This window comes from Kineococcus gynurae, assembly GCF_042433995.1.
Classification (GTDB): Bacteria; Actinomycetota; Actinomycetes; order Actinomycetales; family Kineococcaceae; genus Kineococcus; species Kineococcus gynurae.
This window is the reverse complement of record NZ_JBHLUI010000008.1, coordinates 388,358-413,820: the sequence shown is the minus strand read 5'-3', so window position 1 is coordinate 413,820 and position 25,463 is coordinate 388,358. Positions and strand designations below refer to the sequence as shown.

Annotated in this window: 27 protein-coding genes; 21 read left to right on the top strand and 6 right to left on the bottom strand. The window is 73.3% G+C overall.

The window, feature by feature from the left end; all coding sequences use genetic code 11:
* Positions 1 to 47: 47 nt before the first annotated feature.
* Both ACFFKU_RS08380 and ACFFKU_RS08375 read right to left on the bottom strand, forming a co-directional pair.
* Positions 48 to 635: a uracil-DNA glycosylase family protein gene (locus ACFFKU_RS08380; protein WP_380137123.1), complete on the bottom strand. Its 588-nt coding sequence runs from the start codon at positions 633 to 635 to the stop codon at positions 48 to 50.
* 9 nt (positions 636 to 644) lie between these two features.
* Positions 645 to 1,625 (bottom strand): zinc-binding dehydrogenase, encoded by a 981-nt coding sequence (locus ACFFKU_RS08375; protein ID WP_380137122.1) that lies wholly within the window; start codon positions 1,623 to 1,625, stop codon positions 645 to 647.
* Between the two features lie 127 nt (positions 1,626 to 1,752).
* Here ACFFKU_RS08375 and ACFFKU_RS08370 point away from each other — a divergent pair, with 127 nt between their 5' ends.
* The 4 genes from ACFFKU_RS08370 to ACFFKU_RS08355 are packed head-to-tail and all read left to right on the top strand — an operon-like array spanning position 1,753 to position 4,772.
* Positions 1,753 to 2,619, top strand: coding sequence for an acyl-CoA thioesterase (locus ACFFKU_RS08370; protein WP_380137121.1), 867 nt, complete (start codon positions 1,753 to 1,755; stop codon positions 2,617 to 2,619).
* A gap of 59 nt (positions 2,620 to 2,678) precedes the next feature.
* On the top strand, positions 2,679 to 2,960 hold the full coding sequence (locus tag ACFFKU_RS08365; protein ID WP_380137120.1) for an FmdB family zinc ribbon protein: 282 nt from the start codon (positions 2,679 to 2,681) through the stop codon (positions 2,958 to 2,960).
* A gap of 36 nt (positions 2,961 to 2,996) precedes the next feature.
* The gene (fmdA, locus tag ACFFKU_RS08360) at positions 2,997 to 4,250 is read left to right on the top strand and encodes a formamidase (RefSeq protein WP_380137118.1); all 1,254 of its coding nucleotides are present in this window, start codon (positions 2,997 to 2,999) and stop codon (positions 4,248 to 4,250) included.
* A 21-nt stretch (positions 4,251 to 4,271) separates the two neighbouring features.
* Positions 4,272 to 4,772 carry a nucleotidyltransferase domain-containing protein gene (locus ACFFKU_RS08355; protein WP_380137117.1) on the top strand — a complete coding sequence of 167 codons (501 nt, stop codon included), beginning with the start codon at positions 4,272 to 4,274 and terminating at the stop codon, positions 4,770 to 4,772.
* Here the strand turns inward: ACFFKU_RS08355 and ACFFKU_RS08350 are convergent.
* The 3 genes from ACFFKU_RS08350 to ACFFKU_RS08340 are packed head-to-tail and all read right to left on the bottom strand — an operon-like array spanning position 4,747 to position 6,672.
* Positions 4,747 to 5,034 (bottom strand): putative quinol monooxygenase, encoded by a 288-nt coding sequence (locus tag ACFFKU_RS08350; protein ID WP_380137116.1) that lies wholly within the window; start codon positions 5,032 to 5,034, stop codon positions 4,747 to 4,749. The genes ACFFKU_RS08355 and ACFFKU_RS08350 overlap by 26 nt on opposite strands.
* The gene (locus ACFFKU_RS08345; protein WP_380137115.1) at positions 5,031 to 6,308 is read right to left on the bottom strand and encodes an MFS transporter; all 1,278 of its coding nucleotides are present in this window, start codon (positions 6,306 to 6,308) and stop codon (positions 5,031 to 5,033) included. The genes ACFFKU_RS08350 and ACFFKU_RS08345 overlap by 4 nt, the downstream gene beginning before the upstream one ends.
* Complete coding sequence (locus ACFFKU_RS08340; RefSeq protein WP_380137113.1) at positions 6,301 to 6,672, bottom strand: MarR family winged helix-turn-helix transcriptional regulator; 372 nt, start codon at positions 6,670 to 6,672, stop codon at positions 6,301 to 6,303. The genes ACFFKU_RS08345 and ACFFKU_RS08340 overlap by 8 nt, the downstream gene beginning before the upstream one ends.
* Positions 6,673 to 6,731: 59 nt before the next feature.
* Between ACFFKU_RS08340 and ACFFKU_RS08335 the strand changes: the two genes are divergently transcribed.
* From ACFFKU_RS08335 to ACFFKU_RS08300, 8 genes are all read left to right on the top strand, one after another.
* Positions 6,732 to 7,865, top strand: coding sequence for a substrate-binding domain-containing protein (locus ACFFKU_RS08335; protein WP_380137111.1), 1,134 nt, complete (start codon positions 6,732 to 6,734; stop codon positions 7,863 to 7,865).
* 147 nt (positions 7,866 to 8,012) lie between these two features.
* Positions 8,013 to 9,686, top strand: coding sequence for a purine-cytosine permease family protein (locus tag ACFFKU_RS08330; protein WP_380137110.1), 1,674 nt, complete (start codon positions 8,013 to 8,015; stop codon positions 9,684 to 9,686).
* A gap of 29 nt (positions 9,687 to 9,715) precedes the next feature.
* Positions 9,716 to 10,036 (top strand): urease subunit gamma, encoded by a 321-nt coding sequence (locus ACFFKU_RS08325; protein WP_380137108.1) that lies wholly within the window; start codon positions 9,716 to 9,718, stop codon positions 10,034 to 10,036.
* The gene (ureB, locus tag ACFFKU_RS08320; protein ID WP_380137107.1) at positions 10,033 to 10,377 is read left to right on the top strand and encodes an urease subunit beta; all 345 of its coding nucleotides are present in this window, start codon (positions 10,033 to 10,035) and stop codon (positions 10,375 to 10,377) included. Before ACFFKU_RS08325 ends, ureB begins: the two co-directional genes overlap by 4 nt.
* Positions 10,370 to 12,073 (top strand): urease subunit alpha, encoded by a 1,704-nt coding sequence (locus ACFFKU_RS08315; protein ID WP_380137105.1) that lies wholly within the window; start codon positions 10,370 to 10,372, stop codon positions 12,071 to 12,073. The genes ureB and ACFFKU_RS08315 overlap by 8 nt, the downstream gene beginning before the upstream one ends.
* On the top strand, positions 12,073 to 12,732 hold the full coding sequence (locus ACFFKU_RS08310) for an urease accessory protein UreF (RefSeq protein WP_380137103.1): 660 nt from the start codon (positions 12,073 to 12,075) through the stop codon (positions 12,730 to 12,732). Before ACFFKU_RS08315 ends, ACFFKU_RS08310 begins: the two co-directional genes overlap by 1 nt.
* Positions 12,725 to 13,447, top strand: coding sequence for an urease accessory protein UreG (gene ureG / locus ACFFKU_RS08305; protein ID WP_380137101.1), 723 nt, complete (start codon positions 12,725 to 12,727; stop codon positions 13,445 to 13,447). The genes ACFFKU_RS08310 and ureG overlap by 8 nt, the downstream gene beginning before the upstream one ends.
* Positions 13,444 to 14,178, top strand: coding sequence for an urease accessory protein UreD (locus tag ACFFKU_RS08300; RefSeq protein ID WP_380137100.1), 735 nt, complete (start codon positions 13,444 to 13,446; stop codon positions 14,176 to 14,178). Before ureG ends, ACFFKU_RS08300 begins: the two co-directional genes overlap by 4 nt.
* 98 nt (positions 14,179 to 14,276) lie before the next feature.
* Here the strand turns inward: ACFFKU_RS08300 and ACFFKU_RS08295 are convergent, their stop codons facing one another.
* A complete protein-coding gene (locus tag ACFFKU_RS08295; RefSeq protein ID WP_380137099.1) occupies positions 14,277 to 14,843 on the bottom strand; it encodes a helix-turn-helix domain-containing protein in 567 nt (188 codons plus the stop codon).
* 129 nt (positions 14,844 to 14,972) lie between these two features.
* On the opposite strand from ACFFKU_RS08295, the gene ACFFKU_RS08290 reads away from it, so the two are divergent.
* The 9 genes from ACFFKU_RS08290 (at position 14,973) to ACFFKU_RS08250 (ending at position 25,438) form a co-directional block, all read left to right on the top strand.
* Positions 14,973 to 16,529, top strand: a complete 1,557-nt coding sequence (locus tag ACFFKU_RS08290; protein ID WP_380137098.1) for a sodium:solute symporter family protein — start codon at positions 14,973 to 14,975, stop codon at positions 16,527 to 16,529.
* Complete coding sequence (gene speB / locus ACFFKU_RS08285) at positions 16,529 to 17,515, top strand: agmatinase (RefSeq protein WP_380137097.1); 987 nt, start codon at positions 16,529 to 16,531, stop codon at positions 17,513 to 17,515. The genes ACFFKU_RS08290 and speB overlap by 1 nt, the downstream gene beginning before the upstream one ends.
* An 80-nt stretch (positions 17,516 to 17,595) precedes the next feature.
* Entirely contained in the window at positions 17,596 to 18,948 is a 1,353-nt protein-coding gene (locus ACFFKU_RS08280; protein ID WP_380137096.1) for an APC family permease, read from the top strand.
* 10 nt (positions 18,949 to 18,958) lie between these two features.
* On the top strand, positions 18,959 to 19,915 hold the full coding sequence (locus ACFFKU_RS08275; protein WP_380137095.1) for a D-2-hydroxyacid dehydrogenase family protein: 957 nt from the start codon (positions 18,959 to 18,961) through the stop codon (positions 19,913 to 19,915).
* Positions 19,916 to 20,008: 93 nt separating this feature from the next.
* On the top strand, positions 20,009 to 20,983 hold the full coding sequence (locus tag ACFFKU_RS08270) for a LacI family DNA-binding transcriptional regulator (RefSeq protein ID WP_380137094.1): 975 nt from the start codon (positions 20,009 to 20,011) through the stop codon (positions 20,981 to 20,983).
* Positions 20,984 to 21,059: 76 nt separating this feature from the next.
* Positions 21,060 to 22,277 carry a D-mannonate dehydratase ManD gene (gene manD / locus ACFFKU_RS08265; protein ID WP_380137093.1) on the top strand — a complete coding sequence of 406 codons (1,218 nt, stop codon included), beginning with the start codon at positions 21,060 to 21,062 and terminating at the stop codon, positions 22,275 to 22,277.
* Positions 22,278 to 22,282: 5 nt separating this feature from the next.
* Positions 22,283 to 23,758, top strand: a complete 1,476-nt coding sequence (locus tag ACFFKU_RS08260) for a mannitol dehydrogenase family protein (RefSeq protein ID WP_380138046.1) — start codon at positions 22,283 to 22,285, stop codon at positions 23,756 to 23,758.
* Positions 23,755 to 24,795, top strand: a complete 1,041-nt coding sequence (locus ACFFKU_RS08255; protein WP_380137092.1) for an NAD(P)-dependent alcohol dehydrogenase — start codon at positions 23,755 to 23,757, stop codon at positions 24,793 to 24,795. The genes ACFFKU_RS08260 and ACFFKU_RS08255 overlap by 4 nt, the downstream gene beginning before the upstream one ends.
* Positions 24,788 to 25,438, top strand: coding sequence for a bifunctional 4-hydroxy-2-oxoglutarate aldolase/2-dehydro-3-deoxy-phosphogluconate aldolase (locus ACFFKU_RS08250; RefSeq protein ID WP_380137090.1), 651 nt, complete (start codon positions 24,788 to 24,790; stop codon positions 25,436 to 25,438). Before ACFFKU_RS08255 ends, ACFFKU_RS08250 begins: the two co-directional genes overlap by 8 nt.
* The last annotated feature ends 25 nt before the right edge of the window (positions 25,439 to 25,463 follow it).

Sequence of the window (25,463 nt, the reverse complement as noted above, 5' to 3'; positions counted from 1 at the left end):
CGTCGGTCGTCCGGGGGCCGCCGTCCCGGGAGGGCGGTGCCGGCGGATCAGGCCACGAGGTTGCGGATCCGGGTCAGACCCTGCCGCATCTGGTCCTCACGACCGGCCTGACGCAACGCCCGCGCGGCGAACTGGGGCAGGTCCACCCCCACGGTGTGCCCCAGGTGCAGGGTGGGGTTCTTCCGGAGTTTCTGGGCCTCGGTGCCGCAGAAGGCCACCACGCACAACCGTGGCAGCAGCGGCAGCAGGTCCTTGAACGCCTTGAGCCCGCGGATGCGGCCCGCCGCGTCCGGGGCCTTGTCCGACCACCACGGGTACGCGTTCCACATCAGGACCCGGGTCTCGTCCAGCCCGGCCTCGTGCCGGAACGACCAGGTCAGCTCGGCCGCGTCGTCGTCGTTGTCGACCGACACGAACCCGGACCCGTCGGGCTTGGCCGCCCCCTGGGGCCGGTCCATCACGAACAGCACCTGGGCCCCGACCCCGGCCTCCGCCGGGTCGAACTCGGGCATCCCCTCCCCGACCCACCGGGCGTGCCACTCCCGCAGGGGTTGCACCTCCTCGCGGGTCTCGAGCAGCTGACGCCGCTCGTCCAGTCGATCTCCGACGAGTTGGCGCGGTGCGTCCAGGAACACGTCTTCCTCCTACCCCTTCGTCCCGGGGAGCGTCAAGACGACCTTCCCGACGGCGTCACCGGACTCCAACCGGGCGAAGGCCTCCCGGGCCTCGGTCAGCGGGTGCACGGAGTCGATCTCCGGCCCCAGGTCGGCGGTCTCGCAGAACCGGAGCAGGCGCCGGAACTCCGCCAGCGTCCCCATCGTCGAGCCGAGCACCCGCAGCTGGCGGAAGAAGACGTTCTCCAGCATCGCCGACGGGTCACCGCCGCTGGTGGCCCCGGCGACCACGATGCAGCCCCCCGGGACCAACGACTGCACGGAGTGCTTCCAGGTGGCGCGACCGACGGTCTCCACCACGACGTCCACGCGCTCGGGCAACCGTTCCCCGGTCGCGAAACCCTGCGCCGCCCCCCAGGCGAGCGCACGCTCGACCCGTTCGTGGGAGCGCCCGGCGACCCACACCCGCAGACCGGCCGCCGCACCCAGCGCCACGGCCGCGTTCGCGACCCCACCCGCTGCGCCCTGGACCAGCACGGTCTGCCCCGGCACGGCTCGCGCCTGCGTGAAGAGCATCCGGTACGCGGTCAACCATGCCGTCCCCACCGAGGCCGCCCGCTCGAAGGTCCACCCGGCGGGCTTCGGGAGCACGTTGCGGGCCGGGACCCAGACCTCCTCGGCGAGGGTCCCCGGGTGGTGCTCGGACAGCAGGGTCCGGCGTGGGTCCAGCGTCTCGTCGTCGCGCACGTCGTCGTCGGTGACGACGGCGTGGACCACCACCTCGGAGCCGTCGTCGGTGACGCCGGCCGCGTCGCACCCCAGCACCATCGGTAGTTCTCCGGCGGGCAAGCCCACCCCGCGCAGGCTCCACAGGTCGTGACGGTTGAGCGCGGCGGCGCGAACCCGGACCCGGACCCACCCCGCGGGCGGCGCGCCCGCCTCCCCCTCGCCGACCTCGAGCGCGGCCAACGGATCGTCGGGACAGGCGCGGACGGCTCTGGCGGCGAACACCGTCGCGACGCTACCCGCCCCCGGCTCCGGCGCGCGCGGGAACCCCCGTCGCGGGGGCCTGCCGCACAGGTCCGCGCCCGGCCCCTCACCGCCCCGGTGGCTGCGCGGCACCCCCTAGCCTCGCCCCATGACCGACGCCCCGACCCTGCTCGACGTCCTGGACGTGCGTCCGGTGCCCGGTACCGCCGACACCTTCTCCGGGGCGAACCTCCCCGACTGGCGACCGCGCCTGTTCGGCGGCCAGGTGCTCGGGCAGGCCGCGGTCGCCGCGGGCCGCACGGTGGACCCCGACCGGGCGTTGCACTCCTTCCACGGCTACTTCCTGCGCCCCGGCGACCCCGACGTCGCCGTGCACCTGGCGGTGGAGCGGCTGCGCGACGGTCGGTCCTTCTCCGCCCGCCGGGTCCAGGCGCTGCAGGACGGGGTGCCGATCCTCTCGGGCATCGCCTCGTTCCAGACCGCCGCCGAGGGCCTCGAGCACGCCGAGGCGGCCCCCGACGTCCCCGACCCCGAGGACCTGGCCCCGGACGAGGAGGCCATGGGCGGGGCGACCCCCGCCCGCCTGCTCGAGCACCTGGCCGCGCGGCCGGTGCAGATCCGCCACGTCGAGCCCCCGCTGTACCTGACCCCCGACCCGCACCCCGTCGACCGGCAGTCGGTCTGGTTGCGCCTGCCGCTGGACCTGCCCGGCCGCGACGACGACCAGGTGCTGCACCGGGCGGCCCTGGCCTACGCCTCCGACGTGACGATCCTGGAACCCGTGCTGCGCCGCTCCGGCCTGGCCTGGGCGACCCCGGGCATCAGCGTCGCGAGCCTCGACCACGCCATGTGGTGGCACCACCCGGCGCGCGCCGACGACTGGCTGCTGTTCGTCACCGCCTCCCCGGCCGCCTCCGGGGCCCGGGGCCTGGCGACCGGCCGGCTCTACGACCGCGAGCGACGGTTGCTGGCGACCGTGGCGCAGGAAGGGATGCTCCGGCTGCCCCGCCCGTGACCCCCTCCGCCGCGGGAACCCGTTGACCCCGCCTCGGCCTCGGGTTTAGTTTCACCGAGGTGGCGGTCTACACGTACCTCTGCCCGGTCGACGGGGTTTTCGACGTGCGGGCCCCGATCGGTACCGCCGAGCCCGAGCAGGACTGCCCGGCGTGCAGCGGCCCCTCCCCTCGCCGGATCCTGGCCCCGCGGTTGTCGCTGGGTGACCCGGCCGCCCGGACCCTGCTCGACCGGACCGCCCGCAGCGCCGCGGAACCGTTCGTGACGAGCGCTCTGCCCACCTCGTCCCGTCGCCCGCCGGTCTCGACGAACCCGTTGCACCGCAGGCTGCCCCGCCCCTAGGACCACCACCCGGATCCTGAACGGAAGGAATGTCCGATGCCCGAGGTCGTCTTCCCGCTGGATTCCACCCGGTCGTTCACCGACCAGTCGCTGGTCGGGCACAACCGCTGGCACCCGGACATCCCGGCCCAGGTTCACGTCCGGCCGGGAGACAGTTTCCGCGTCCACGCCCGCGAGTGGTTCGACGGCGCGATCCGCAACGACGACTCCGCCGACGACATCCGCGACGCGCCGTTGAACTCCGTCCACGTCCTCTCCGGTCCGATCGCGGTGGAGGGGGCGCGGCCCGGGGACCTGCTGATCGTCGACATCCTCGACGTGGGGCCGATCCCGCAGGAGGACTCCGGCCCGCTGGCCGGGCAGGGGTGGGGGTACACCGGGATCTTCGCGACGCAGAACGGCGGGGGTTTCCTCACCGAGCAGTTCCCCGACGCCTACAAGGTCGTCTGGGACTTCTCCGGTCAGGTCGCGACGTCGCGGCACGTCCCGCACGTGAGTTTCCCCGGCCTCGTCCACCCCGGCCTGATGGGGACCGCCCCGTCCGCCGACCTGCTGTCGCGGTGGAACGCCCGCGAGGGCGCACTCATCGCCACCGATCCCGACCGGGTCCCCCCGCTCGCCCTGCCCCCCCAACCCGACTCGGCGATCCTGGGCACGTTGTCGGGCAGCGAGTTCGACCGGGTGGCGGCCGAGGCGGCCCGCACCGCCCCGCCGCGCGAGAACGGCGGGAACCAGGACATCAAGAACCTGTCGAAGGGGACCCGGGTCTTCTACCCGGTCTTCGTGGACGGGGCCAACCTCTCGCTCGGGGACCTCCACTTCTCCCAGGGCGACGGGGAGATCACGTTCTGCGGGGCCATCGAGATGGGCGGGTTCATCGACCTGCACGTCGACCTCATCCGTGGGGGCATGGACACCTACGGCGTCGCCGAGAACGCCATCTTCATGCCGGGGACGACCGACCCGCGCTTCGAGCAGTGGCTGGCGTTCTCCGGCACCTCGGTGACCCTCGACGGCGAGCAGCGCTACCTCGACTCCCACCTGTCCTACCAGCGCGCCTGCCTGCACGCCATCGACTACCTGACGACGTTCGGCTGGACCCCGGAGCAGGCCTACATGATCCTCGGGGCCGCACCGATCGAAGGCCGGTTGTCCGGGGTGGTCGACATCCCGAACAGCTGCGCGACGGTGTACCTGCCGACCTCGATCTTCGACGTCGACATCCGGCCCTCGGCCGCCGGACCCGTCCGCATCGACCCGGGTCAGGGGGTTCCCCGCTCCTCGTTCTGAGGGCGCGGGGACGCAGCGGGCGTGGAACTGGACGAGGTCCGGGCCGTCCTGGACGCCCTGGTCCCGGTCGGACCGGTATGGGTGGCCGGGGGGTGGGGTGTCGATGCCCTGGTGGGGCGGGTGACCCGTCCGCACCGGGACCTGGACCTGCTGGTCCGGGCGGAGGACGAGCGCGCGGTCCTGGCCGCCCTGGACGGTCTCGGCTACGCCGTCGAGACCGACTGGCGGCCGGTCCGGGTCGAACTCGTCGCCCCCGGGCGGGGCTGGGTCGACGTGCACCCGCTGCGGTTCGACGCCGTCGGAGCCGCCGTGCAGGCCGGTCTCGACGGGGCCGAGTTCTCCTACCCCGCCGACTGCTTCGTCACGGGGTCACTGGCCGGGGTCGAGGTCGGTTGCCTGTCCGTGCGCCGGCAGCTCGCGTTCCACGAGGGCTACGAGCCCCGGGCGGTCGACCGGCACGACCTCGCCCTCCTGACCGACCTCCGGGGTCCCGACGTCAACCCGGGCGGAGCTCCCCGATGATCTCGAACTCGGCCACGTCGGCGGCCTGCACGGCGGCCGCCTGCTCGCCCTGGACGCCGTCGCCGCGGAAGGCGTCGAGGGTGGCGCGGTCCGCCCAGCGTTCGTCGACGCGGATGCGGCCAGGTTCCGACGGATCCGGGCTGAGGCAGAAGTCGAGGCAGCCCTCGGCCGCCCGGGCCAGACGGACCACCTCGGCCGCCTCGTCCAGGTAGGCGGAACGCCGGTCCGCGGCGACCGCGAGCCATCCGGCGACGATGATCATGGGTTCCTCCCGACGTCGTCCGGCGGCCGCACCGCGGCCGTCGGCAGGATCCGGTGCAACCACGGCAGGAGCAGCAGCGCGACGAGCGCGGCGAGGGCGACCGCCGCCCACGGCAACCAGGGTCGCACCGCGAGCAGGGCGACGAGCGCGGGGGCCAGCACCTGGGCGGCGTTGAAGGCGTACTGCACCGTCGCCAGGTAGCGGCCCCGGGCCGCGGCGGGCGCGGTGGCCTCGGCCATCGTGAGGACCCGGGTCCCCACGAACAGGCCCGCCACCGCGAGGACGACGGCACCCGCCAGCAACCAGGCCGGTCGGAGCCCGGGCGGCAGGACCGGGGCGAGCACGAGGGAGACCGCCCACCCCAGCAGCAGCACCGTGCCGACGCCGACGGTCACCGTGCGGGCCCACGTCCGGGTCAGCCGGACCACGGCCAGGGTCCCCGCGGCCGACACCGCCGTGAGCAGGGCCACCGCCACCCCGGGCAACCAGGCCGCGACCCGCAGTCCCTCCACCGCGAACACCGCGAAACCCAGCAGGAAGACGTCGGTGGCCAACCCGGTGAGCAGGATGACGAGGAGCAGCAGCAGGAACGGGCGGTGCCGCCACGGGGGGACCGGCCGCTCCGGCCCCGGTCGGGCGACGGGGACCGGGTCGACGCCGACCCGGGTGAGCACCGTCGCGGCGACGACGAAGCTCGCGGCGTTGCCGACGACCGCGGCCACCAACCCCGCCCCCGCCCCGGTCGCGACCGCTCCGGCGGCCAGCAAAGCCCCGAGGCCGAAGGCGCCCGAGCGGACCGCCTCGACCTGGGCGAAGGGGCGGTCGCGCGCGCCCGCCGGTGCGGTCGCCCCCACCAGGGTGAACAGTGAGCTGTAGAAGACCTGCGTCCCGGCGGCCCCGAGGAGCGCGGCGCCGCCGGCCGTGGCGACGACGAGCCCGGGGGCGGCACCCCGGGTCCCGAGGACCCCTGCGGTCAGGTACGCCAGCATGGCCAACCCCTGCACGAGCTGGGAGAGCAGCACGAGGCGACGGGGCCCCACCCGGTCGATCACCGCGGAGACGACGACGGGCACCAGCAGTCCGAGCGCGGTCGCCGCTCCCAGGACCGTTCCGGCGACGGCCAGCGACAACCCGGCCACCCGGGTCAGGTAGAGGACGGTCAGCGGGAGGAAGGCCCCGGACCCCAGGTTGTCCAGCGCCAGGGCCACCAGCAGGGCCCGCCAGGACCGTGCCCGGTCCGTCCTGCCACCGCCGGGGTGCTCCCCCTCAGGCACCGCGTCCGGCGGCGACGGGTCCGTCCGCGGCGGCCACCGCGACCAGAGGATCCACGGAGGCCAGCAGGGCGATCCCGGGACGGGAGGGACGCAGGACGACCCGCCGTCGGTCACCGACGGCGACCTCGCGGAACACCGCGCCGATCTCGACGAGGGCGTCGACCGTGCGGGTCGTCGTCGCCGGGCTCAGCCCGAGTTCCTCGGCGACCTCGGACATGGCCGGCGGCCGCTCCGCGCAGCCGGCGACGTGCGCCAGGACCCGCCACCGGTCGACGGTCAACCCGCTGTCCTGCAGCGCGGTCGAGACCCGCGCGGAGACCAGGGCGGCCTGCCGGAGCAGCTCGCGGACCTCGGCTGCGCTCACGCTCGTCCTCCCCCGGAACCGACTCCCGCCGGGACGGCGGGTGTGGGAATCTGCACAGCATGCCAGAACGACCCGCGCGGGGTGTCGTGCGCGTCGGCCTGCTGCTCCCCCGGCAGGGGCCGGCGGGCATGTTCGGGTTGTCCTGCCGGGCGGCGGCCGAACTCGCCGCCACCGAGATCGAGGTCGCGCAGGGTTTCGGGGGGCGGCGCGTGGAGCTGCACGACGTCGACGCCGGCGCCGCCCCGGAACGGGTCGCCGCCACGGTCGCGGAGTTGCTGCGGCAGAACCGGGTCGACGCCCTCGTCGGGTGGCACCTGTCCAGCGTCCGGCAGGCCGTGGCGCCGGTCGCGGCGGGCCGGGTGCCCTACGTCTACGCCACGGCCTACGAGGGCGGTGAGCGTCACGACGGCGTGCTCTGCTCCGGGGAGCTGCCCGCCGACCAGGTGGTCGCGGCGCTCACCTGGTTGCGGGCGGAGTTCGGGCTGCACCGCTGGGCGTTGGTCGGTGACGACTACGTGTGGCCGCGTCGGACCGCGCGGCGGGCCCGACAGGTGCTGCGGGAGAGCGGGATCGAGGTGTCGTCCGAGCACTGGGTGCCGTTGGGGACGGTGACCGACGCGGCCTTGGACGAGGTCGTCGCCCGGATCGGCCGGGCCGGGGTCGACGGCGTGGTCATGCTGCTGGTGGGCAGCGACGGGGTCCGCTTCAACCGGGCGTTCGCCGCCGCCGGGGCCGATGCCGAGCTGTTCCGCTTCAGCCCGTTCATGGACGAGACGATGCTGCTGGCCTCGGGCCCGGAGGCGACGCGCGGGTTGTTCGCCTCGGCCGGCTGGTTCGCGGGGTTGACGTCGGCCTCGGCCGCGGAGTTCTCCCGGGGTTTCGCGCACGCGTTCGACCTGGTCGCGGGGGCCGGGACCCTCGCGGCGGCGCCCGCCCCGGGGACCATGGCCGAGACGACCTACTCGGCCCTGCACCTGCTGGCCCGGTTGGGACGCGGCCGGGTCCCGACGGTCCTCGACGTCCGGGCCGCCCTGGGCGGGGCGGCCTGGGACTCCCCGCACGGGACGGTGGAGCTCCACCGGGGGCGCGCCGGGCACCCCGTGCACATCGCGGTGGCCGACGGGGTGGACTTCGACGTCCTGGCCCGGGTGAGCGGACCGGGGACACCGCCCCGAACCCCTCCGGGCCCCTGACGTTTCGGGGATGTTTCCAGCGCGTCAAATCTTGCCGATCCCGGAACTCTCCGCCGCGAACCGTTTGACGCTCGGAAGCGGGCGCCCCTAGCGTCCGAAGTGCTTCCAGATGGAAGCAATCCCCCTCCGCCCCCCGAGAGGTCCGCCATGAGCACCCCCGCCCCCGGCGCGACGCCACCCGCCGGCGACAGCCTCGCCCCCGGCCTGCACGTCAGCGCCGCGACCAGCGAAACCCTCGAGGACTACACCCTCCGCTTCGCCCCCCGGCACTACCGGCGCTGGGCACCCGGGGTCGTCGCCACCTCGGCCCTGGGTGGGATCGCCTACCTGGCCGACTTCGCCATCGGCGCCAACATCGGCATCGCCCACGGGACCACGAACGCGCTGCTGGGCATCGGGATCGCCGCGGTCATCATCTTCCTCAGCGGTTTCCCGCTGGCCTACTACGCCGCCCGCTACAACGTCGACCTCGACCTCATCACCCGGGGTTCCGGGTTCGGGTACTACGGGTCCGTCGTCACCAACGTCATCTTCGCGTCGTTCACGTTCATCTTCTTCGCCCTCGAGGGTTCGATCATGGCCCAGGGCCTGGAACTCGGTCTGGGGATCCCGGTCTGGCTCGGGTACGCGATCTCCACGATCCTGGTCATCCCGCTGGTCATCTACGGCATGGCCGCCCTGTCCAAGCTGCAGGTGTGGACCACGCCGCTCTGGCTGGTCCTCATGGTGATCCCCTTCGTCTACCTGGTGTGGGCGAACCCGAGCTCGGTGAGCGAGTTCTTCGCCTACACCGGTGCCGACGGTTCCGGGAGTTCCCTCTCGATGTCCTCCGCCCTGCTCGCCGCCGGGGTGTGCCTCTCGCTCATGGCCCAGATCGCCGAGCAGATCGACTACCTGCGGTTCATGCCGCCCCGCACCCCGGAGAACAGTCGCCGCTGGTGGACCGCCGTCATCACCGCCGGCCCGGGCTGGGTCGTCTTCGGGGCCGTCAAGCAGGCGGTCGGCCTCTTCATCGCCGTGTACCTCATCGCCAGCGCCGACCCGCTCGCCTCGGCCACCGCGAACGAACCGGTGCACCAGTTCCTCGGCGTGTACCAGGAGATGATGCCGGGCTGGCTGGCCATGACCCTGGCGGTGATCCTGGTGGTCATCAGCCAGATCAAGATCAACGTCACCAACGCCTACTCCGGCTCGCTGGCCTGGACGAACTCCTTCACCCGGGTCACCAAGCGCTACCCCGGCCGCATGGTCTTCGTCATCGTCAACCTCCTCATCGCCCTGGCGCTGATGGAGCTCAACATGTTCGACTTCCTCAACACGATTCTCGGGTTCTACGCCAACTGCGCCATGGCCTGGGTCTGCGTCGTCGCCACCGACATCGTGGTGAACAAGCACCTGCTGAAGATCTCGCCCATGCGTCCGGAGTTCCGCCGCGGGATGCTCTACGCGGTCAACCCGGTGGGCTTCGTCTCGGTCCTGGTCTCGGCCGGAGCCTCGATCGCGGTGTTCTTCGGAGCGTTCGGTCCCGCCATCCAGCCGTACTCCCCCGTGGTCGCCATCGTCCTGGCGGTCGTCCTGCCCCCGGTCATCGCGATCGCGACCGAGGGCAGGTACTACCTGCGGCGCACCGACGACGGCCTGGACCTGCCGATGACCGACGAGCACGGGAACCCCTCGGGCGTCGTCCTGACCTGCCACGTCTGCCGTCAGGACTACGAGCGCCCCGACGTCGCCCGCTGCGAGACCCACGACGACGTCGTCTGTTCGCTCTGCCTCTCGACGGATAAGGTCTCCGACCACGTGCTGCCCGCACAGGCGTGACGGCCGGGACCTGAGAGGAGATCCGCACGGTGCACATCGGTCCGGCGGACACCGAGAAACTCCTGCTGGCGGTCGCGGGCATGGTCGCCCGCGACCGCCTGGCCCGCGGGGTGCGGCTCAACCACCCCGAGGCGGTGGCCCTGCTCTCCACCTGGGTGGTCGAGCGGGCCCGGGAGGGGGCCCGGGTGCTGGACCTCATGGACGCCGGTCGCCGCGTCCTCACCACCGACCAGGTCATGCCCGGGGTCGCCGACATGCTGGCCGACGTGCAGGTCGAGGCCACGTTCCCCGACGGGCGCAAGCTCGTCACCCTGCACCACCCGATCCAGGACCCCGAGGGGGAGGCATGAGCGCCGGCGTCGGCGGCGAGGGCCCGGGGGCGATCCGCGTGGCGCCGGGCACGATCGTCCTGAACGGCGACCGGACGCCGGCGGAGCGTCTCGAGCTCGTCGTCGAGAACACCGGGGACCGTCCCGTGCAGATCGGTTCGCACCTGCACCTGCCCGACGCCAACCCGGCCCTGGCCTTCGACCGGGCCGCCGCGCGCGGGTTCCGCCTGGACGTCCCCTCGGGCACGTCGGTGCGCTTCGAACCCGGGGTGTCGCGTCGCGTCGCCGCGGTCGCCCTGCGCGGGCGCCGACGGGTCCCCGGCCTCCGCATCCGCCCCGAGGAGGGCCGCCTCGATGGTTGAGATCGACCGCCGCGCCTACGCCGCGCTCTACGGCCCCACCACGGGCGACCAGATCCGGCTCGGCGACACCGACCTGTGGATCGAGGTCGAGCACGACCTCACCGTCGGCGGGGAGGAGGCGGTGTTCGGGGGCGGCAAGTCGATCCGGGAGTCCATGGCCCAGGGCGTCACCACCCGCGCGGAGGGGGCCCCGGACACCGTCGTCACCAACGTCGTCGTCCTGGACCACACCGGGATCTACCGCGCCGACGTCGGCGTGCGCGAAGGTCGCATCTGCGGGATCGGCCGGGCCGGCAACCCCGACGTGGCCGACGGGGTCGACCCGGCCCTGCGGATCGGGCCGGGCACCGACGTCATCAGCGGCGAGGGCCGCATCCTCACCGCGGGCGGCATCGACACCCACGTCCACCTCATCTCCCCCAGCCAGGTCCACGAGGCGCTGGCCGCCGGGCTGACCACGATCGCCGGCGGCGGGACGGGCCCCAGCGAGGGCACCAAGGCGACCACCGTCACCCCCGGTCCCTGGCACCTGGCCCAGGCCCACCGCGCGCTCGACGCCCTCCCGGTGAACGTCCTGCTGCTGGGCAAGGGGAACACCGTGAGTGCCGCGGGCCTGGCCGAGCAGGCCCTCGGCGGGGCCGGTGGGTACAAGGTCCACGAGGACTGGGGTTCGACCCCCGCGGCCATCGACGCGGCCCTGCGCGCCGCCGACGAGTTCGGGTTGCAGGTGGCCCTGCACTCGGACTCGCTGAACGAGGCCGGTTACGTGGATTCCACGATCGCCGCGATCGGCGGACGCTCGATCCACGCGTTCCACACCGAGGGCGCCGGTGGCGGGCACGCGCCGGACATCATCACCGTGGCCGGGCTGCCCAACGTGATCCCCGGTTCGACGAACCCGACGCTGCCGCACACGGTGAACACCGTGCCCGAGCACCTCGACATGCTCATCGTCTGCCACCACCTCAACCCGGCGGTCCCCGAGGACCTGGCCTTCGCCGAGTCCCGCATCCGGGCCACGACCATCGCGGCCGAGGACGTCCTGCACGACCTCGGGGCCCTCTCCATCACCAGTTCCGACGCGCAGGCGATGGGCCGGATCGGCGAGGTGATCACCCGGACCTGGCAGGTCGCGCACGTCATGAAGGCCCGCCGCGGTCCCCTCGGCGGGACGTTCCCGGCCGACAACGAGCGGGCCCGGCGCTACGTCGCCAAGTACACGATCAACCCGGCGATCGCCCACGGCATCGACTCCCTCGTGGGGTCGGTGGAGATCGGGAAGCTCGCCGACCTGGTCCTCTGGGAACCCATGTTCTTCGGGGTCCGCCCCGCGGTGGTCATGAAGGGCGGATCGCTCGTGCTCGGCGCGCTGGGCGACCCGAACGCGTCCATCCCCACCCCGCAGCCGGTGCTGCTGCGGCCGGCCCTGATGCACCCGAACGGGGCCGACGTCTCGGTGTCGTTCGTCTCCCCCGCCGCGATCGCGGACGGACTGGCCGACCGGTTGGGCCTGCGCCGACAACTGCACGCGGTCGCCGACACCCGGGCGGTCGGCAAGGCCGACATGGTGCACAACTCCGCCCTGCCCGCGATCGCGGTGGACCCGGAGACGTTCGCCATCACCATCGACGGGGAACCGGTGGTCCCCGCCCCGGCCGAGGAACTGCCCCTGGCCCAGCTGTACCAGCTGTTCTGATGGCGGCCGACCTGCTGCTCGCCCTGCTGGCCGACGCCCGGTTGCCGGTCGGGGCGCACACCCAGTCCGGGGGCCTGGAACCGGCCATGACCCACGGCGGTCTCCGTGCGGCGGACGTCCCGCGGTTCCTCGTCGGGCGGTTGGCGACCTGCGTCCCGGTCGACGCCGGAACCGCGGTGGTCGCGCGGTCGCGCGGGCTGGGTGACCCCGTGGGGTTGCCCGCGGTGGAGGAGGCCTGGGCCGCCCGGACGCCGAGCGCCCCGCTGCGGGCCGCGGCCCGGGTGCAGGGCCGGGGCTACCTCCGGATGGCGAGCCGGTTGTGGCCGGACCCGCTCTGGGCCGCGCTCGGCCGCGAACCCGCCCGCCCGGTCGTGCTGGGCGTGCTGGCCGCCCTGGCCGGGTTGGACGCGGCGCGCCTCGTCCGTCTCGTCGCCCACGACGACGTCGCGACCGTCACCGCGGCGGCCCTGAAACTCGACCCGGCCGACCCGGTCGAGGCCGCCCGCTGGACCCTGCAGACGCACGACCGCATCGAGGCCCTGGTCCCGCGTCTGGCCCGGCTCACCGACCCCGAGCAGATCCCCGCGTCCTCCGCACCGTTGCTCGAGGAGTTCTCCCTCCTGCACACCCGCACCGACCAGAGGTTGTTCCATGCCTGAGAACCCCACCCGTTCGTTCCGCCTCGGCGTCGCCGGCCCGGTCGGCACGGGGAAGAGTTCCCTCATCGCCCTGCTCTGCTCGCGGCTGCGCGAAGAACTCCGGATCGGCGTCGTCACCAACGACATCTACACCGACGAGGACGCGCGGTTCCTGCGCTCGGCGGGGGTCCTGGAACCGGAACGCATCCGGGCCGTGGAGACGGGGGCCTGCCCGCACACCGCCATCCGCGACGACGTGACGATGAACCTCCTCGCGGTCGAGGACCTCGAGGCCGACTTCGACCCGCTGGACCTGGTCCTGGTGGAGTCCGGCGGGGACAACCTCACCGCGACGTTCTCCCCGGCCCTGGTCGACGCCCAGATCTTCGTCCTCGACGTCGCCGGCGGCGGGGACGTGGCCCGCAAGGGGGGACCGGGGATCGCCCGGGCCGACCTGCTGGTGGTCAACAAGACCGACCTCGGCCCCTACGTCGGGGTGGACGTCGAGCGGATGCGCGCCGACGCCACGGCGGCCCGCGGGGGACGCCCGGTCGTCGCGCTGTCGCGCACCGACGAGGCCTCGATCGCCGACCTCACCGGGTGGCTGCGCGGGGTCCTGGCCGAGTTCCGCGGTGGACGTCACGAACCGTCCGACCCGGGCCCGATGGCTCCGCACTTCCACGCCGACGGTACCTCCCACACCCACGAGCACGACCACCCGCACACCCACGCGTGACCCGCATCGCCCTGTACCGCAGTCCGTCCGGGGTCCGGGTCGAACTGTCCGGGGCGCTGCTGGTCCCGAAACTGCTGTCCCGGGAGGCGACGCTCGCCCGGGTGGCCCTCGTCGGGGCCCGGGCCCTGCTGCTGGCCGGGGACACCGTCGAGATCGACGTCGAGGTGGGGCCGGGCTGCTCCCTCGACCTGCGCGACGTCGCCGGGACGGTGGCCTACGACCAGCGCGGTGGTCCCCCCGCCGCCTGGCACGCCCGGATCCGGGTCGGCGACGGCGGGTCGCTGACCTGGGCCGGTGAGCCGTTCGTCGTCGCCGACGGGGCCGAGGTCACCCGGTCGACCTCGGTCGAGCTCACCGGTGACGCGGTCGCCGAGCTGCGGGAGACCCTGGTGCTCGGCCGGACCGGTGAGGACGGGGGTCGCTTGCGCTCGGCGCTGCACGTCACCCGCGACGGGCGACCGCTGCTGGTCGAGGACCTCGACCTCACCGACCCGGCCGTGCGCCGCAGCCCCGCCGTCCTCGGTCCGTACCGCTGCGTCGACACCCTCGCCGTCCTCGGCCGCCGCCTCCCCGAAGTTCGCGAGGGTGCGGCGACCCCGGCGACCCCGGCGACCCCAGAACCCGGCACCGGAGCGGTGACGCGGCTCGACCTCGACGGCCCCGGCACCCTGCTGCGCACCCTCGCCCACCACGCCCACACCTCCCCCCTCCCACCCCCTTCTCTCCCGTGATCAAGGAATTCGCGCGTCCCGAGGCGCCCGGATTCCTTGATCACGGGAGGATGGGGGCGGGAGGCGGGGGGGTGGAGCAGGAGACCGGGCGGAGGGGGTCAGCCGCGGGTGACGTCGAGGGTTCCGGGGCTGATGACCCAGAGGACGCGGCAGCCACCGGTCCCGGCCACGAAGGTGTGCGGACGCGTCGGGGAGAAGGTGAACGCGTCGCCGGTGGCGAGCTCGACCGAGGGCTCGTTCTCGAAGTGCAGGTCGAGGGTGCCCTCGAGGACGTAGGCGAACTCGACGTCACCGGGCAGTTCGTAGAGCTCCAGGCCGGCCCCGCCGCCCGGGGCGATCTCGGACAGCAGGGCCGAGATGCGTTGCTCCCCACGGGGGGTGAGCAGGTACTCCGTCATGTCGGTGCCGCCGAAGTTCACCCGGGGGTGGTTGCCGGCGCGGACGACCTCCCCCGCCGGGGCGGGTTCGAAGAGGCTGCTCACCCCGATGTCCAACGTCTCGCAGATGCGGATGAGGGCGGCGACCGAGGCGCCGGTCCGGTCGCGTTCGAGGCGGGACAGGAACCCCTTGGTGACCCCGCTCGCGGCGGCGACGTCCTCCACGGTCATCCGGCGGGCCTGCCGCACGGCGCGCAGCCGGGCTCCGATGGGTGCGTCGGCGCTCATCCCGCGGAGGCTAGCAGGACCGGAAACGTCTGTTGCCTGGTCGGAAGCGACATGAAACAGGTGTTGACCTAGGGGAAACCTTGGGTGAAAGATGGGGTGGCAACGACGCCCGAGCCGAGGAGTGCCCGCATGACCGCGCACGTCGTCAACACCGCGATCGTCCTGCTCTACATCCTCTCCATGGTCGGGATCGGCTGGTACGCCAAGCGCCGCGCCCGCACCCAGACCGACTTCCTGGTCGCCGGGCGTCGCCTCGGCCCCCTCCTGTACTCCGGGACCATGGCCGCGGTCGTCCTCGGGGGCGCCTCGACGATCGGCGGCATCGGCCTCGGCTACACCTACGGCATCTCGGGGATGTGGCTGGTCTTCGCGATCGGCTGCGGCATCCTCCTGCTGTCGCTGGCGTTCTCCGCCCGGATCAACCGGCTCAAGGTCTTCACCGTCGGGCAGATGCTGGACCTGCGCTACGGCAACGGTTCCCGGCTGGTCTCCTCGGTCGTCATGGCCATGTACACGCTCATGCTGGCCGTCACCTCGACCATCGCCTACGCGACGATCCTCTCCGTCCTCTTCGACATCGGCAAGGTCCCGGCCATCCTGCTCGGCGGCGGGGTCGTCGTCCTCTACTCCTGCCTCGGCGGGATGTGGTCGATCACCCTGACCGACTTCGTGCAGTTCCTGGTCAAGACCGTCGGGATCTTCGCCGTCCTCCTGCCGGTCGTGCTCTGGCGGGTCGGTGGGATCTCCGGGTTGCGGGAGTCGTTGCCGGACAGCTTCTTCCAGCCCTTCGCCATCGGTGGCGACACGATCGTCACCTACTTCGTCATCTACTTCTTCGGCCTCGTCATCGGTCAGGACATCTGGCAGCGCGTCTTCACCGCCCGCAGCGACGCGGTCGCCCGGGCCGCCGGGACCGTGGCCGGGGTCTACTGCCTCGCCTACGCCGTGGCCGGGGCCCTCGTCGGAATGTGCGCCGCCGTCCTCGCCCCGAACCTGGCCAACTCCGACGACGCCTTCGCGACCGTGGTGGAGAACGAACTCCCGGTCGGGCTGGCCGGGCTGGTCATCGCCGCGGCGCTGGCGGCGGTCATGTCCACCTCGTCGGGCGCGCTCATCGCGACCTCCACCGTCGTGCAGCAGGACCTCGTCGCCGCCTGGCGCCACCGGGGCGGGGCGAAGCCCGACGCCGAGGACTCGGCCGACGCCCACGACGTGCGGGGCAGCCGCCTGTACATCCTCGGGTTCGGTCTGGTCATGATCGTGCTGGCCAGCCTGCTCGACGACGTGGTCGCGGCGCTGACCGTGGCCTACGACATCCTCGTCGGCGGCCTCCTCGTGGCCATCGTCGGCGGCCTGGTCTGGAGGCGCGGGACCCGGGCGGGCGCGCTGGTCAGCATGGCGCTGGGGACCGTGGCCACCCTGGTCACCATGGCGCTCACCGACGTCCTGGCCAACGAACCGGTCTACGTCGGGCTGCTCGTCTCCGCCGTCAGCTACGTGGCCGTCAGCCTGCTCACCCCGCCCACTCCCGCCGCCGTGCTCCGGGAGTGGACCGCCCGCTCCGCCGGGCACTCCACCGTGGACCTCACCACCGATCGCAGCACCGACCGCAGAACCGACCGCACCGTCGACCTCACCGACGCCGACCGCCCGGCCCCCGCCGCGCGCCCCAGCAAGGAGTCCTGATGCCCCTCCGTCCTCCCGCCCGTGTGAACGCGGGCGAGTTCCTCGGCCCGGTCGACGCGGCCCAGGTCCCCCGCTACGGCGGGCTGCCCACCTTCGCGCGCCTCCCCCGCCTGGACGAGGTCTCCCGGGCCGACGTCACCGTCGTGGGACTCCCCTTCGACTCCGGGGTCAGCTACCGCCCTGGCGCGCGCTTCGGACCGGGGCACATCCGGAACTCCTCGAAACTGCTGCGCCCGTTCAACCCGGCCAACGCCGCCCACCCGTTCACGACCCAGCAGGTGGCCGACGCGGGTGACCTCGGGATCAACCCCTTCGACATCAAGGCCGCCCTGGAAGGCGTCGAGGCCGACCTGACCACGCTGTCGGAGGACGGCTCGAGCCTGCTCTGCCTGGGCGGGGACCACACGCTGGCCCTGCCCGCGCTGCGGGCCCTGGCCAAGCAGCACGGCAAGATCGCGGTCCTGCACTTCGACGCCCACCTCGACACCTGGGACTCCTACTTCGGGGCGCCCTGGACCCACGGGACCCCGTTCCGCCGGGCCAGCGAGGAGGGGCTGATCGACCTCGAGCGCAGCCTGCACATGGGCACCCGCGGCCCGCTCTACTCCCAGCAGGACCTCGAGGACGACGGCGTGCTCGGTTTCCAGATCGTGCGCGCCGACGACTACGAGACCGACGGGGTCGCCCGGGCGGTCGAGCGGATGCGGCGGCGCCTGGAGGGTGCCCCGGTCTACGTCTCGGTCGACATCGACGTCCTCGACCCGGCCGCCGCCCCCGGTACCGGCACCCCGGAGGCCGGCGGACTGACCAGCCGCGAACTGCTGCACACGCTGCGGGGGCTGCTGGGCCTGAACGTCGTCGGGGCCGACATCGTGGAGGTGGCCCCGGCCTACGACCACGCCGAGATCACCGGCGTGGCGGCGGCGCACGTCGCCTACGAGATCCTCTCCGTCCTCGCGCTGAACCGGACGAATTCCGTCGTTTAGCTTCCGCCCCGCCGCGGAACCGTGCATGATTCGGTTCCGCGGCGGGCCCCCTCCGTCGCCCGACCGACGGAGGGCAGCTGATGGCGCAGCCGGTGACCAACGAGACCGCGACCGGTTCCCGACCGCACCTGCAACGGGTGCTGGGCCTACCGGCCCTGGTGTTCTTCGGGCTCGCCTACATGGTCCCGCTGACGGTGTTCACCACCTACGGGATCGTGACGGACTCGACCCAGGGCCACCTGCCCGGGGCCTACGTCATCACGCTGGCCGCGATGCTCTTCACCGCCTACAGCTACGGGCGCATGGTGGCGATCCACCCCGTCGCCGGGTCGGCCTACTCCTACGCGCAGCGCGGGTTCGGGGGCCACACCGGCTTCATGGTCGGCTGGTCGCTGCTGCTCGACTACCTGTTCCTGCCGATGGTCAACTACCTGGTCATCGGGATCTACATGGCCGACGCGACCGGGATCCCCGCCCCGGTGTGGGTCGTCGGCTCGATCGTGCTGGTCACCCTCCTCAACGTCCTGGGGGTGAAACTCCTGGCCGGGGTCAACGTGGCCCTCGTCGGGATCCAGTTCGTCTTCATCGCGGTCTTCGTCCTGCTCTCGGTGCGGCACCTGTCGGGCAACGAGGTCCCCTCGCTCACCGAACCGTTCTTCACCGGCGCCGAGCCGGGTCTGCTGTTCGGCGGCGCCGCCGTCCTGGCGCTGTCCTTCCTCGGGTTCGACGCCATCTCCACGCTCTCGGAAGAGACCCGCGACCCGCGCCGGACCATCCCGCGGGCCATCATCATCGCCACCCTGACCGGCGGGATCCTGTACATCCTGCTGTCCTGGGTGTCGGCGCTGGTCTTCCCCGAGTGGCAGACCTTCAGCAACGTCGACTCCGCCTCGCTCGACGTCATGGCCCGGGTCGGGGGCGACTTCCTCACCACGTTCTTCACCGCGGCCTACGTCGCCGGGTGCTTCGCCTCGGCCATGGCCTCGCAGGCCGGGGTGTCCCGCATCCTGTTCGCCATGGGCCGCGACGGCACGCTCCCCCGGGCCTTCTTCGGGCGGTTGTCGCGACGTTTCGGCACCCCGGTGCTGGCCACCCTGCTGGTCGGCCTGATCTCGTGCAGCGCACTGTTCGTCGACCTGACGCTGGCCGCCGCCGTGGTCAGCTTCGGGGCCCTGGTCGCGTTCAGCGTCGTCAACGCCTCGGTGGTCAAGGTCTACGTGGTCGACGAGAATCACCGGAGTCCCGCGGACCTGGTCCGTTACGGGCTGATCCCGGCCGTGGGCCTCATCCTGACCCTCTGGTTGTGGACGTCGCTGTCCCGCACGACGTTCACGGTCGGGTTGATCTGGGTGGCCGTGGGCCTCGTCTACCTCGTCCTCCTCACCCGCGGGTTCCGCCGCCCGGCCCCGACCCTGGACCTGCGCGAGGAGTAGCTTCGCGGGCATGGCCGACCGCGTTCGTCTCCTCGTCCTCGACGACTACCAGGACGCCGCCCGTCGCTACGGTCCCTGGGACCGCGTCGCGGGGACCGTCGACCTGGACGTCGAGCGCCGCCACCTCGAGGGCGAGGAGCTCGTGGCCCGGCTGCAGGGTGCGGCCGTGGTGCTGGCCATGCGGGAGCGGACCCGCTTCGACGCCGCTCTGTTCGCCCGCCTGCCCGATCTGCGGTTGCTGGTCAGCACCGGCCCCGTGAACGCAGCCGTCGACCTGGACGCGGCCCGCGCGCACGGGGTGATCGTGTCGGGGACGGGCATCACCCAGCACCCCACCGCCGAGCTGACCTGGGGACTCATCCTCGGCCTGGCCCGGGGCCTCGCCGCCGAGGAGGCGAACGTGCGCGCGGGTGGGTGGCAGCTCGGGGTCGGCACCGACCTGGCCGGGCGGACCCTCGGCGTGATCGGCCTCGGCCGGCTCGGCCGCCGGGTGGCCCGGGTCGCGCAGGCGTTCGACATGACGGTGCTGGCCTGGTCGGCCAACCTCGACGCCGACGAGGCGCGCGGGCTCGGCTGCGAACCGGTCGGCAAGGAGGAGCTGCTGCGGCGCATTGACGTCGTGACGATCCACCAGCGGCTCTCGGATCGGACGCGCGGGCTGATCGGGGCCGCCGAACTCGCGCTGATGAGGCCGGGTGCCTACCTGGTCAACACCTCACGCGGCCCGATCGTCGACGAGGCGGCTCTGGTCGCGGCCCTGCACGAGGGCCGGCTCGGGGGTGCGGCGCTGGACGTCTTCGACGTCGAACCCCTGCCCGCCGACTCCCCCCTGCGCGCGACCCCGAACACCCTGCTCAGCCCCCACCTGGGTTACGTGACCGGTGAGACCTACGAGCGGTTCTTCAGCGACGCGGTCGCCGACGTGGAGGCCTGGCTGGCCGGGGCGCCGGTCCGCGTCCTGGGCTGACGTCGGAGAGGCCGTGCAAGGTGTTGACAAGTCTTGTACAAGACTTGCATCATCGTCTCCACACGCTCGAGGACGAGACCAGGAGGTGACCCCGTGGCCGTGACCCTCACCGAGGTGGCAGCCGCCGCCGGTGTCTCCCTGGCCACCGCGTCGCGCGCCTTCAAGGAGCCGGAACGACTGTCGGCCGGGACCCGGGACAAGGTCCGCGCGATCGCCCGGGACCTCGGCTACCCGACCGTTCCCAGCACCTCCCCGACGAGCACCCGTCCTCTCGGTGTGGTGGTCCCCGACATCGGCAGCGCGGTGTTCGCCGACCTGGTCCGGGCCGTGCACGACCGGGCCCTGCCCGCCGGACGACGCCTGCTGCTGGCCAGCACCCACGAGGACCCGACGTCGGAGCGGACCGCGCTGCGCGACCTCGCCCCCGACGTCGACGGGCTCCTGCTCTGCTCGCCGCGGCTGCCCGCCGAGGACGTCCTCGACGCGGTCGGCGACACCCCGCTCGTCGTCATCAACGGCCTGGTGCCGGGTACGCCGACGGTCCTCACCGACGTCCGCGACGGTCTGCGACAGGCCGTGGACCAGCTGCGGGCCCTGGGCCACCGGCACGTGGCCTACGTCCCGGGGCCGCAGGCCGCCTGGGCCTCCCGCCGGCGCCAGGAGGTGCTGGCCGACCTGTGCGCCGGCGCCGGTCTGGAGCTGACGGTGACCGGCCGGCAGGCCCCCACCGTCACCGGCGGACTCGCCGCGGCGGCCTCGGTCGTCGCCACCGGCGCCACCGCGGTCATCGCCTACAACGACCTCATGGCCGTGGGCGTCATGTCGGGGGCCCGTGCGCTCGGCGTCCGCTGCCCCGACGACCTCAGCGTCGTCGGGATGGACGACCTCGACCTCTCCGCGGCCGTGCAACCCGGCCTCACCTCCGTCCAGGTCGCGGTCACCCGCAGCGGCGGGTCGGCCGTCGACCTGCTCCTCGACCGGCTCTCCGGCCGTCCCTCGGCTCCGTCCACGCTCCACCTCGACAGCCAGCTCGTCGTCCGGGGCTCCACCGGCCCCGCCCCCCGCTGAACCCGTCCGTCCGCCCGTCACGGGCCCACCGCTCGAGAACCCGGGCCCGCCCGTACCCTCCCGTGAGGAACCCACCATGCCCCGCACGATCGTCGCCGCCGACGTCATCGTCACCAGTCCCGGCCGGAACTTCGTCACCCTGAAGGTCACCACCTCCGACGGTCTCGTGGGCTGGGGTGACGCCACCCTGAACGGCCGGGAGCTGGCCGTGGCGAGCTACCTGCGCGACCACCTGTGCGCGCTGCTCGTGGGTCGCGACGCCGACCGCATCGAGGACACCTGGCAGTACCTCTACCGAGGCGCCTACTGGCGCCGCGGGCCGGTGACCATGGCCGCGATCGGCGCCGTCGACCTCGCGCTGTGGGACATCAACGGCAAGGCCCTCGGGGTGCCCGTCCACCAGTTGCTGGGCGGACCCGTCCGGGACGGCGTGATGATCTACACCCACGCCACCGGGTGGGACGTACCCGAACTGCTCGAGGCCGTCGACGCCAAGCGGGAGCAGGGTTTCCTCGCGGTCCGCGCCCAGTTCGGGGTCCCGGGGCTCGACACCGTCTACGGCGTCAGTCGTTCCGGCGCGGCCTACGAACCGGCCGGACGCGGGGTCGGCCCGAAGGTCGAGGTCTGGGAGACCTCGGCCTACCTGCGCCACGCACCCGTTGCCCTGCAAGCGGTCCGGGACCACGTAGGGCCCGACCTCCACCTCCTGCACGACGCCCACCACCGGCTCACCCCCACCGAGGCGATCCGCCTGGGCAAGTCGCTGGAGGGGGTGGACCTGTTCTGGCTGGAGGACGTCCTCCCCGCGGAGAACCAGCAGCTGCTCCGTCAGGTCCGCGCGCAGACCCACGTCCCGCTCGCCATCGGCGAGGTCTTCAACTCCGTCTACGACAGCCTGGACCTGGTGTCGGAACGGCTCATCGACTACCTCAGGGTCGCGGTCGGTCACGTCGGCGGGATCTCGCACTACCGCAAGATCCTCGCCCACGCCGAGGTCTACCAGGTGAAGGCCGGGCCGCACGGACCCTCGGACGTGTCCCCGGTGAGCCTGGCGGGTTCGCTGCACGTCGGCCTGGCCACCCACAACTTCGCCGTGCAGGAGTTCATGGGGTACCCGGCCGAGACGTACGAGGTGTTCCGGCCGGGGTGGAGCATCCGCGACGGGTACATGCACCCCGGTGACGCCCCCGGCCTGGGCGTCGAGGTCGACGAGAAGGCGGCCGCCGCGTTCGCCTACGAGCCCGCGTACCTGCCCGTCGCCCGCAACCGCGACGGCTCGGTGAAGGACTGGTGAGCACGATGCCGATCGAGAAGACCCGCCCCGCAGCGGGAATCGTCCACCTCGGGCTGGGGAACTTCCACCGGGCCCACCAAGCGGTCTACACCGCGCACGCGATGACCGCCGAACCCGGGAACTGGGGGATCGTCGGGGTGGCCTCGAACTCCCCCCGCGTCGTCGACGCCCTGCGCGAGCAGGACCTCCGCTACACGGTCGTGGAACTCTCCCCCGACGGGGCCCGGTTCTCGGTCCCCGCGGTGCACACCGACGCCTACGTCGCCGCGCGAGAACCCGAACGGGTCGTCACCGACCTCGCGGCGGCCACGACCCGGGTCGTGACCCTCACGGTGACCGAGCACGGGTACCACTACTCCCCCCGCACCGGCCGCCTCGACGTCGAGGATCCGACGATCGTCGCCGACCTGGAGACCCTGCGGCGGGGTGCGGGGGCCCCGCGGTCGGTGCTCGGCCGGATCGTCGCCGCCGTGCGGCGACGAGGGGCCGAGCACGCCACCCCGCTCACGGTGCTGTCCTGCGACAACCTGAGCGGCAACGGCGACCACACCGGACGCCTCGTCCGCGAGTTCGCCGCCGAGCTGCCCGACGCCGAGGAACTCCTGGGTTTCCTGGAGCAGCGGGTGACCTTCCCGAACTCGATGGTCGACCGGATCGTCCCCGCGACGACCGACGCCGAGCGCGACCTGGTCGCCGCCGGGACCGGGTGGGCCGACCGCATCCCCGTCCCCGCGGAACCGTTCAGCATGTGGGTCCTGGAGGACCGGTTCGCCGCCGGTCGTCCCGCCTGGGACCGGGCCGGCGCGGTGCTCAGCGACGACGTGCACGCCTACGAGGAGCTGAAACTCCGGCTGCTCAACGGGACGCACTCGCTGCTGGCCTATCTCGGAGCGCTCACCGGATGCCCGACCATCCCCGACGCCGCGGCCCGCAGCGAGATCCGCGAGGCCGCGCACCGGGTCCTGCGCGAGGAGTACCTGCCCTCGGTGCGGGTGCCCGACGGTGTCGACGTCGACCGCTACGAACGGGAACTCTTCGAGCGCTGGGACAACTCGGCCCTGGGCCACCGGTGCCACCAGGTCGGCAGCGACGGGTCGGTCAAGCTCCGGCAACGGATCCCGGTGCCGGCCCTGGAGGCGCTCGACCGCGGTGCCGTACCCCACCTGCTCGCCCTGACCGTCGCGGGGTACCTGACCTGCCTGGCCCCCCTAGGGGGTTTCGACCCCGGGCCGGTGGCCGCCCGGATGGGCGACCCCGTCGCCGAACGGCTGCGGGAGGCCGCCCGGTCGTGCACCGGCGGGTCCGACCTCGCGGCCCTGGCCCTCACCGACTTCCACCTGCTCGGTGACGACCTCGCCGGGCGCGAGCAGTTCACCCGCCGGGTCGGCGAGCTCGTCGACCTCCTGCACACCGCCGGCCCGGCCGCCGCCACCGCCGAGGCCCTCGCGGCCCCCGCCCCCGTCCTGGGAGAGACCCGATGATCCCCACCAGCACCCGTGCCGCCGTCCTGCACGCCGCCCTCGACCTGCGGGTCGAGACCATCCCGCTGCGCGAACCCGGCCCCGGGGAGGTGCTGCTGGAGATGCACTCCGGCGGGGTCTGCGGGTCCGACATGCACTACTTCGCCGACGGGCGCAACGGCACCAACGTGCTGCGCGAGCCGATGGTCCTCGGTCACGAGGGGGCCGGGGTGGTCCTGGCCGCCGGGCCCGACGTCGACCTGCCCGTCGGCAGTTCCGTCGTGGTGGAACCCGCGACCCCCTGCGGGTCGTGCGAGACGTGCGCGAGCGGCCGCTACAACGTCTGCCCGCACGGACGGTGCCTCGGTTCCCCGCCCACGCACGGGTTGTTCGCCCAGCACCTCGTCATCGCCGCCGACCGGCTGCACGAGCTGCCCGCGGAGATCCCCACCGACATCGGTGCGGCGATCGAACCGCTGGCCGTCGCCGTCTGGGCGGTGCAACGGGCCGAGGTGCGTCCCGGGGACACCGTGCTGGTCACCGGGGCCGGGCCGATCGGGCTCCTCGTCCTGCAGGTCGCCAAGGCGGTGGGCGCGGCCCGGGTCGTCGTGACCGACGTCAACGACCACCGGCTCGCGACCGCGCGCCGCCTCGGCGCCGACGCGGTCGTGAACACCCGCGAGGCCGACATCGAGGCCCCCGGTCAGGGGTTCGACCGGTTGCTGGAGTGCTCCGGGGTCGTCCCGGCCCTGGCCGCCGCGATCCCCGGCGTCCGACCGGCCGGGCGGGTCACGGTCGTCGGGCAGGCCCGGCCGACCGTCGACGGGATCCCCCTCGGGCACCTGCAGCGCTACGAGATCGACCTGGTCTGCGCGTTCCGCTACGCCCATGCGTTCCCCCGGGCGATCGAGCTGGCCGCGTCGGGGCAGGTCGACCTGCGGGGCATCCTCACCACCCGGTTCGGGCTGGACCGGGCGGCGGACGCCCTGCGCGCCCCGACGTCCTCCCCGACCGAGATGAAGGTCCTCATCGATCCCCGGGTGGTCGACGATGCCTGAGCGCACCCCGGTCCTGGACGGTGCCGGGATCCTCGACCTGTCGCCCGTCGTCCCCGTCGTCGTGCTCGACGACCCGGAGTTCGCGGCCCCCCTGGCCCGGGCGCTGGCCGCGGGCGGGGTGGGCGTCGTGGAACTCACCCTGCGCACCCCGTCGGCGCTGGAGTGCGCCCGACGCATCCGCGAGGAGGTCCCCGAGGTGGTGCTGGGGCTCGGCACGGTGCTGACCCCGGCCGACGTCGACGCGGCCCGGGCCGTCGGCGCGCAGTTCCTCGTGAGCCCGGGGGCGACCCCGGCCCTGTACGAGGCCGTCGCCGGCAGCGGCCTGCCGTTCCTCCCGGGGACCGCGACCCTGTCCGAGGTGCTGACCGCCCTGGAGCACGGGCACCGCGCGGTGAAGTTCTTCCCCGCCGAGCAGAGCGGGGGGCCGGAACTGCTGGCCGCCTGGGCGGCCCCCGTCCCCCACGCCCGCTTCTGCCCCACCGGCGGGATCGGGCCGGAGTCGGCCCGGCGCTACCTGGACCTGCCCACCGTGGGGTGCGTCGGCGGCAGCTGGCTCACCCCGCGCGACGCCGTCCTCGCCCACGACACCACCCGCATCACCCAGCTGGCCCGGGACGCGGTCACCCGACTCCGCACCCCCTGAGACAGCACCCACCGCGACAGCCCCC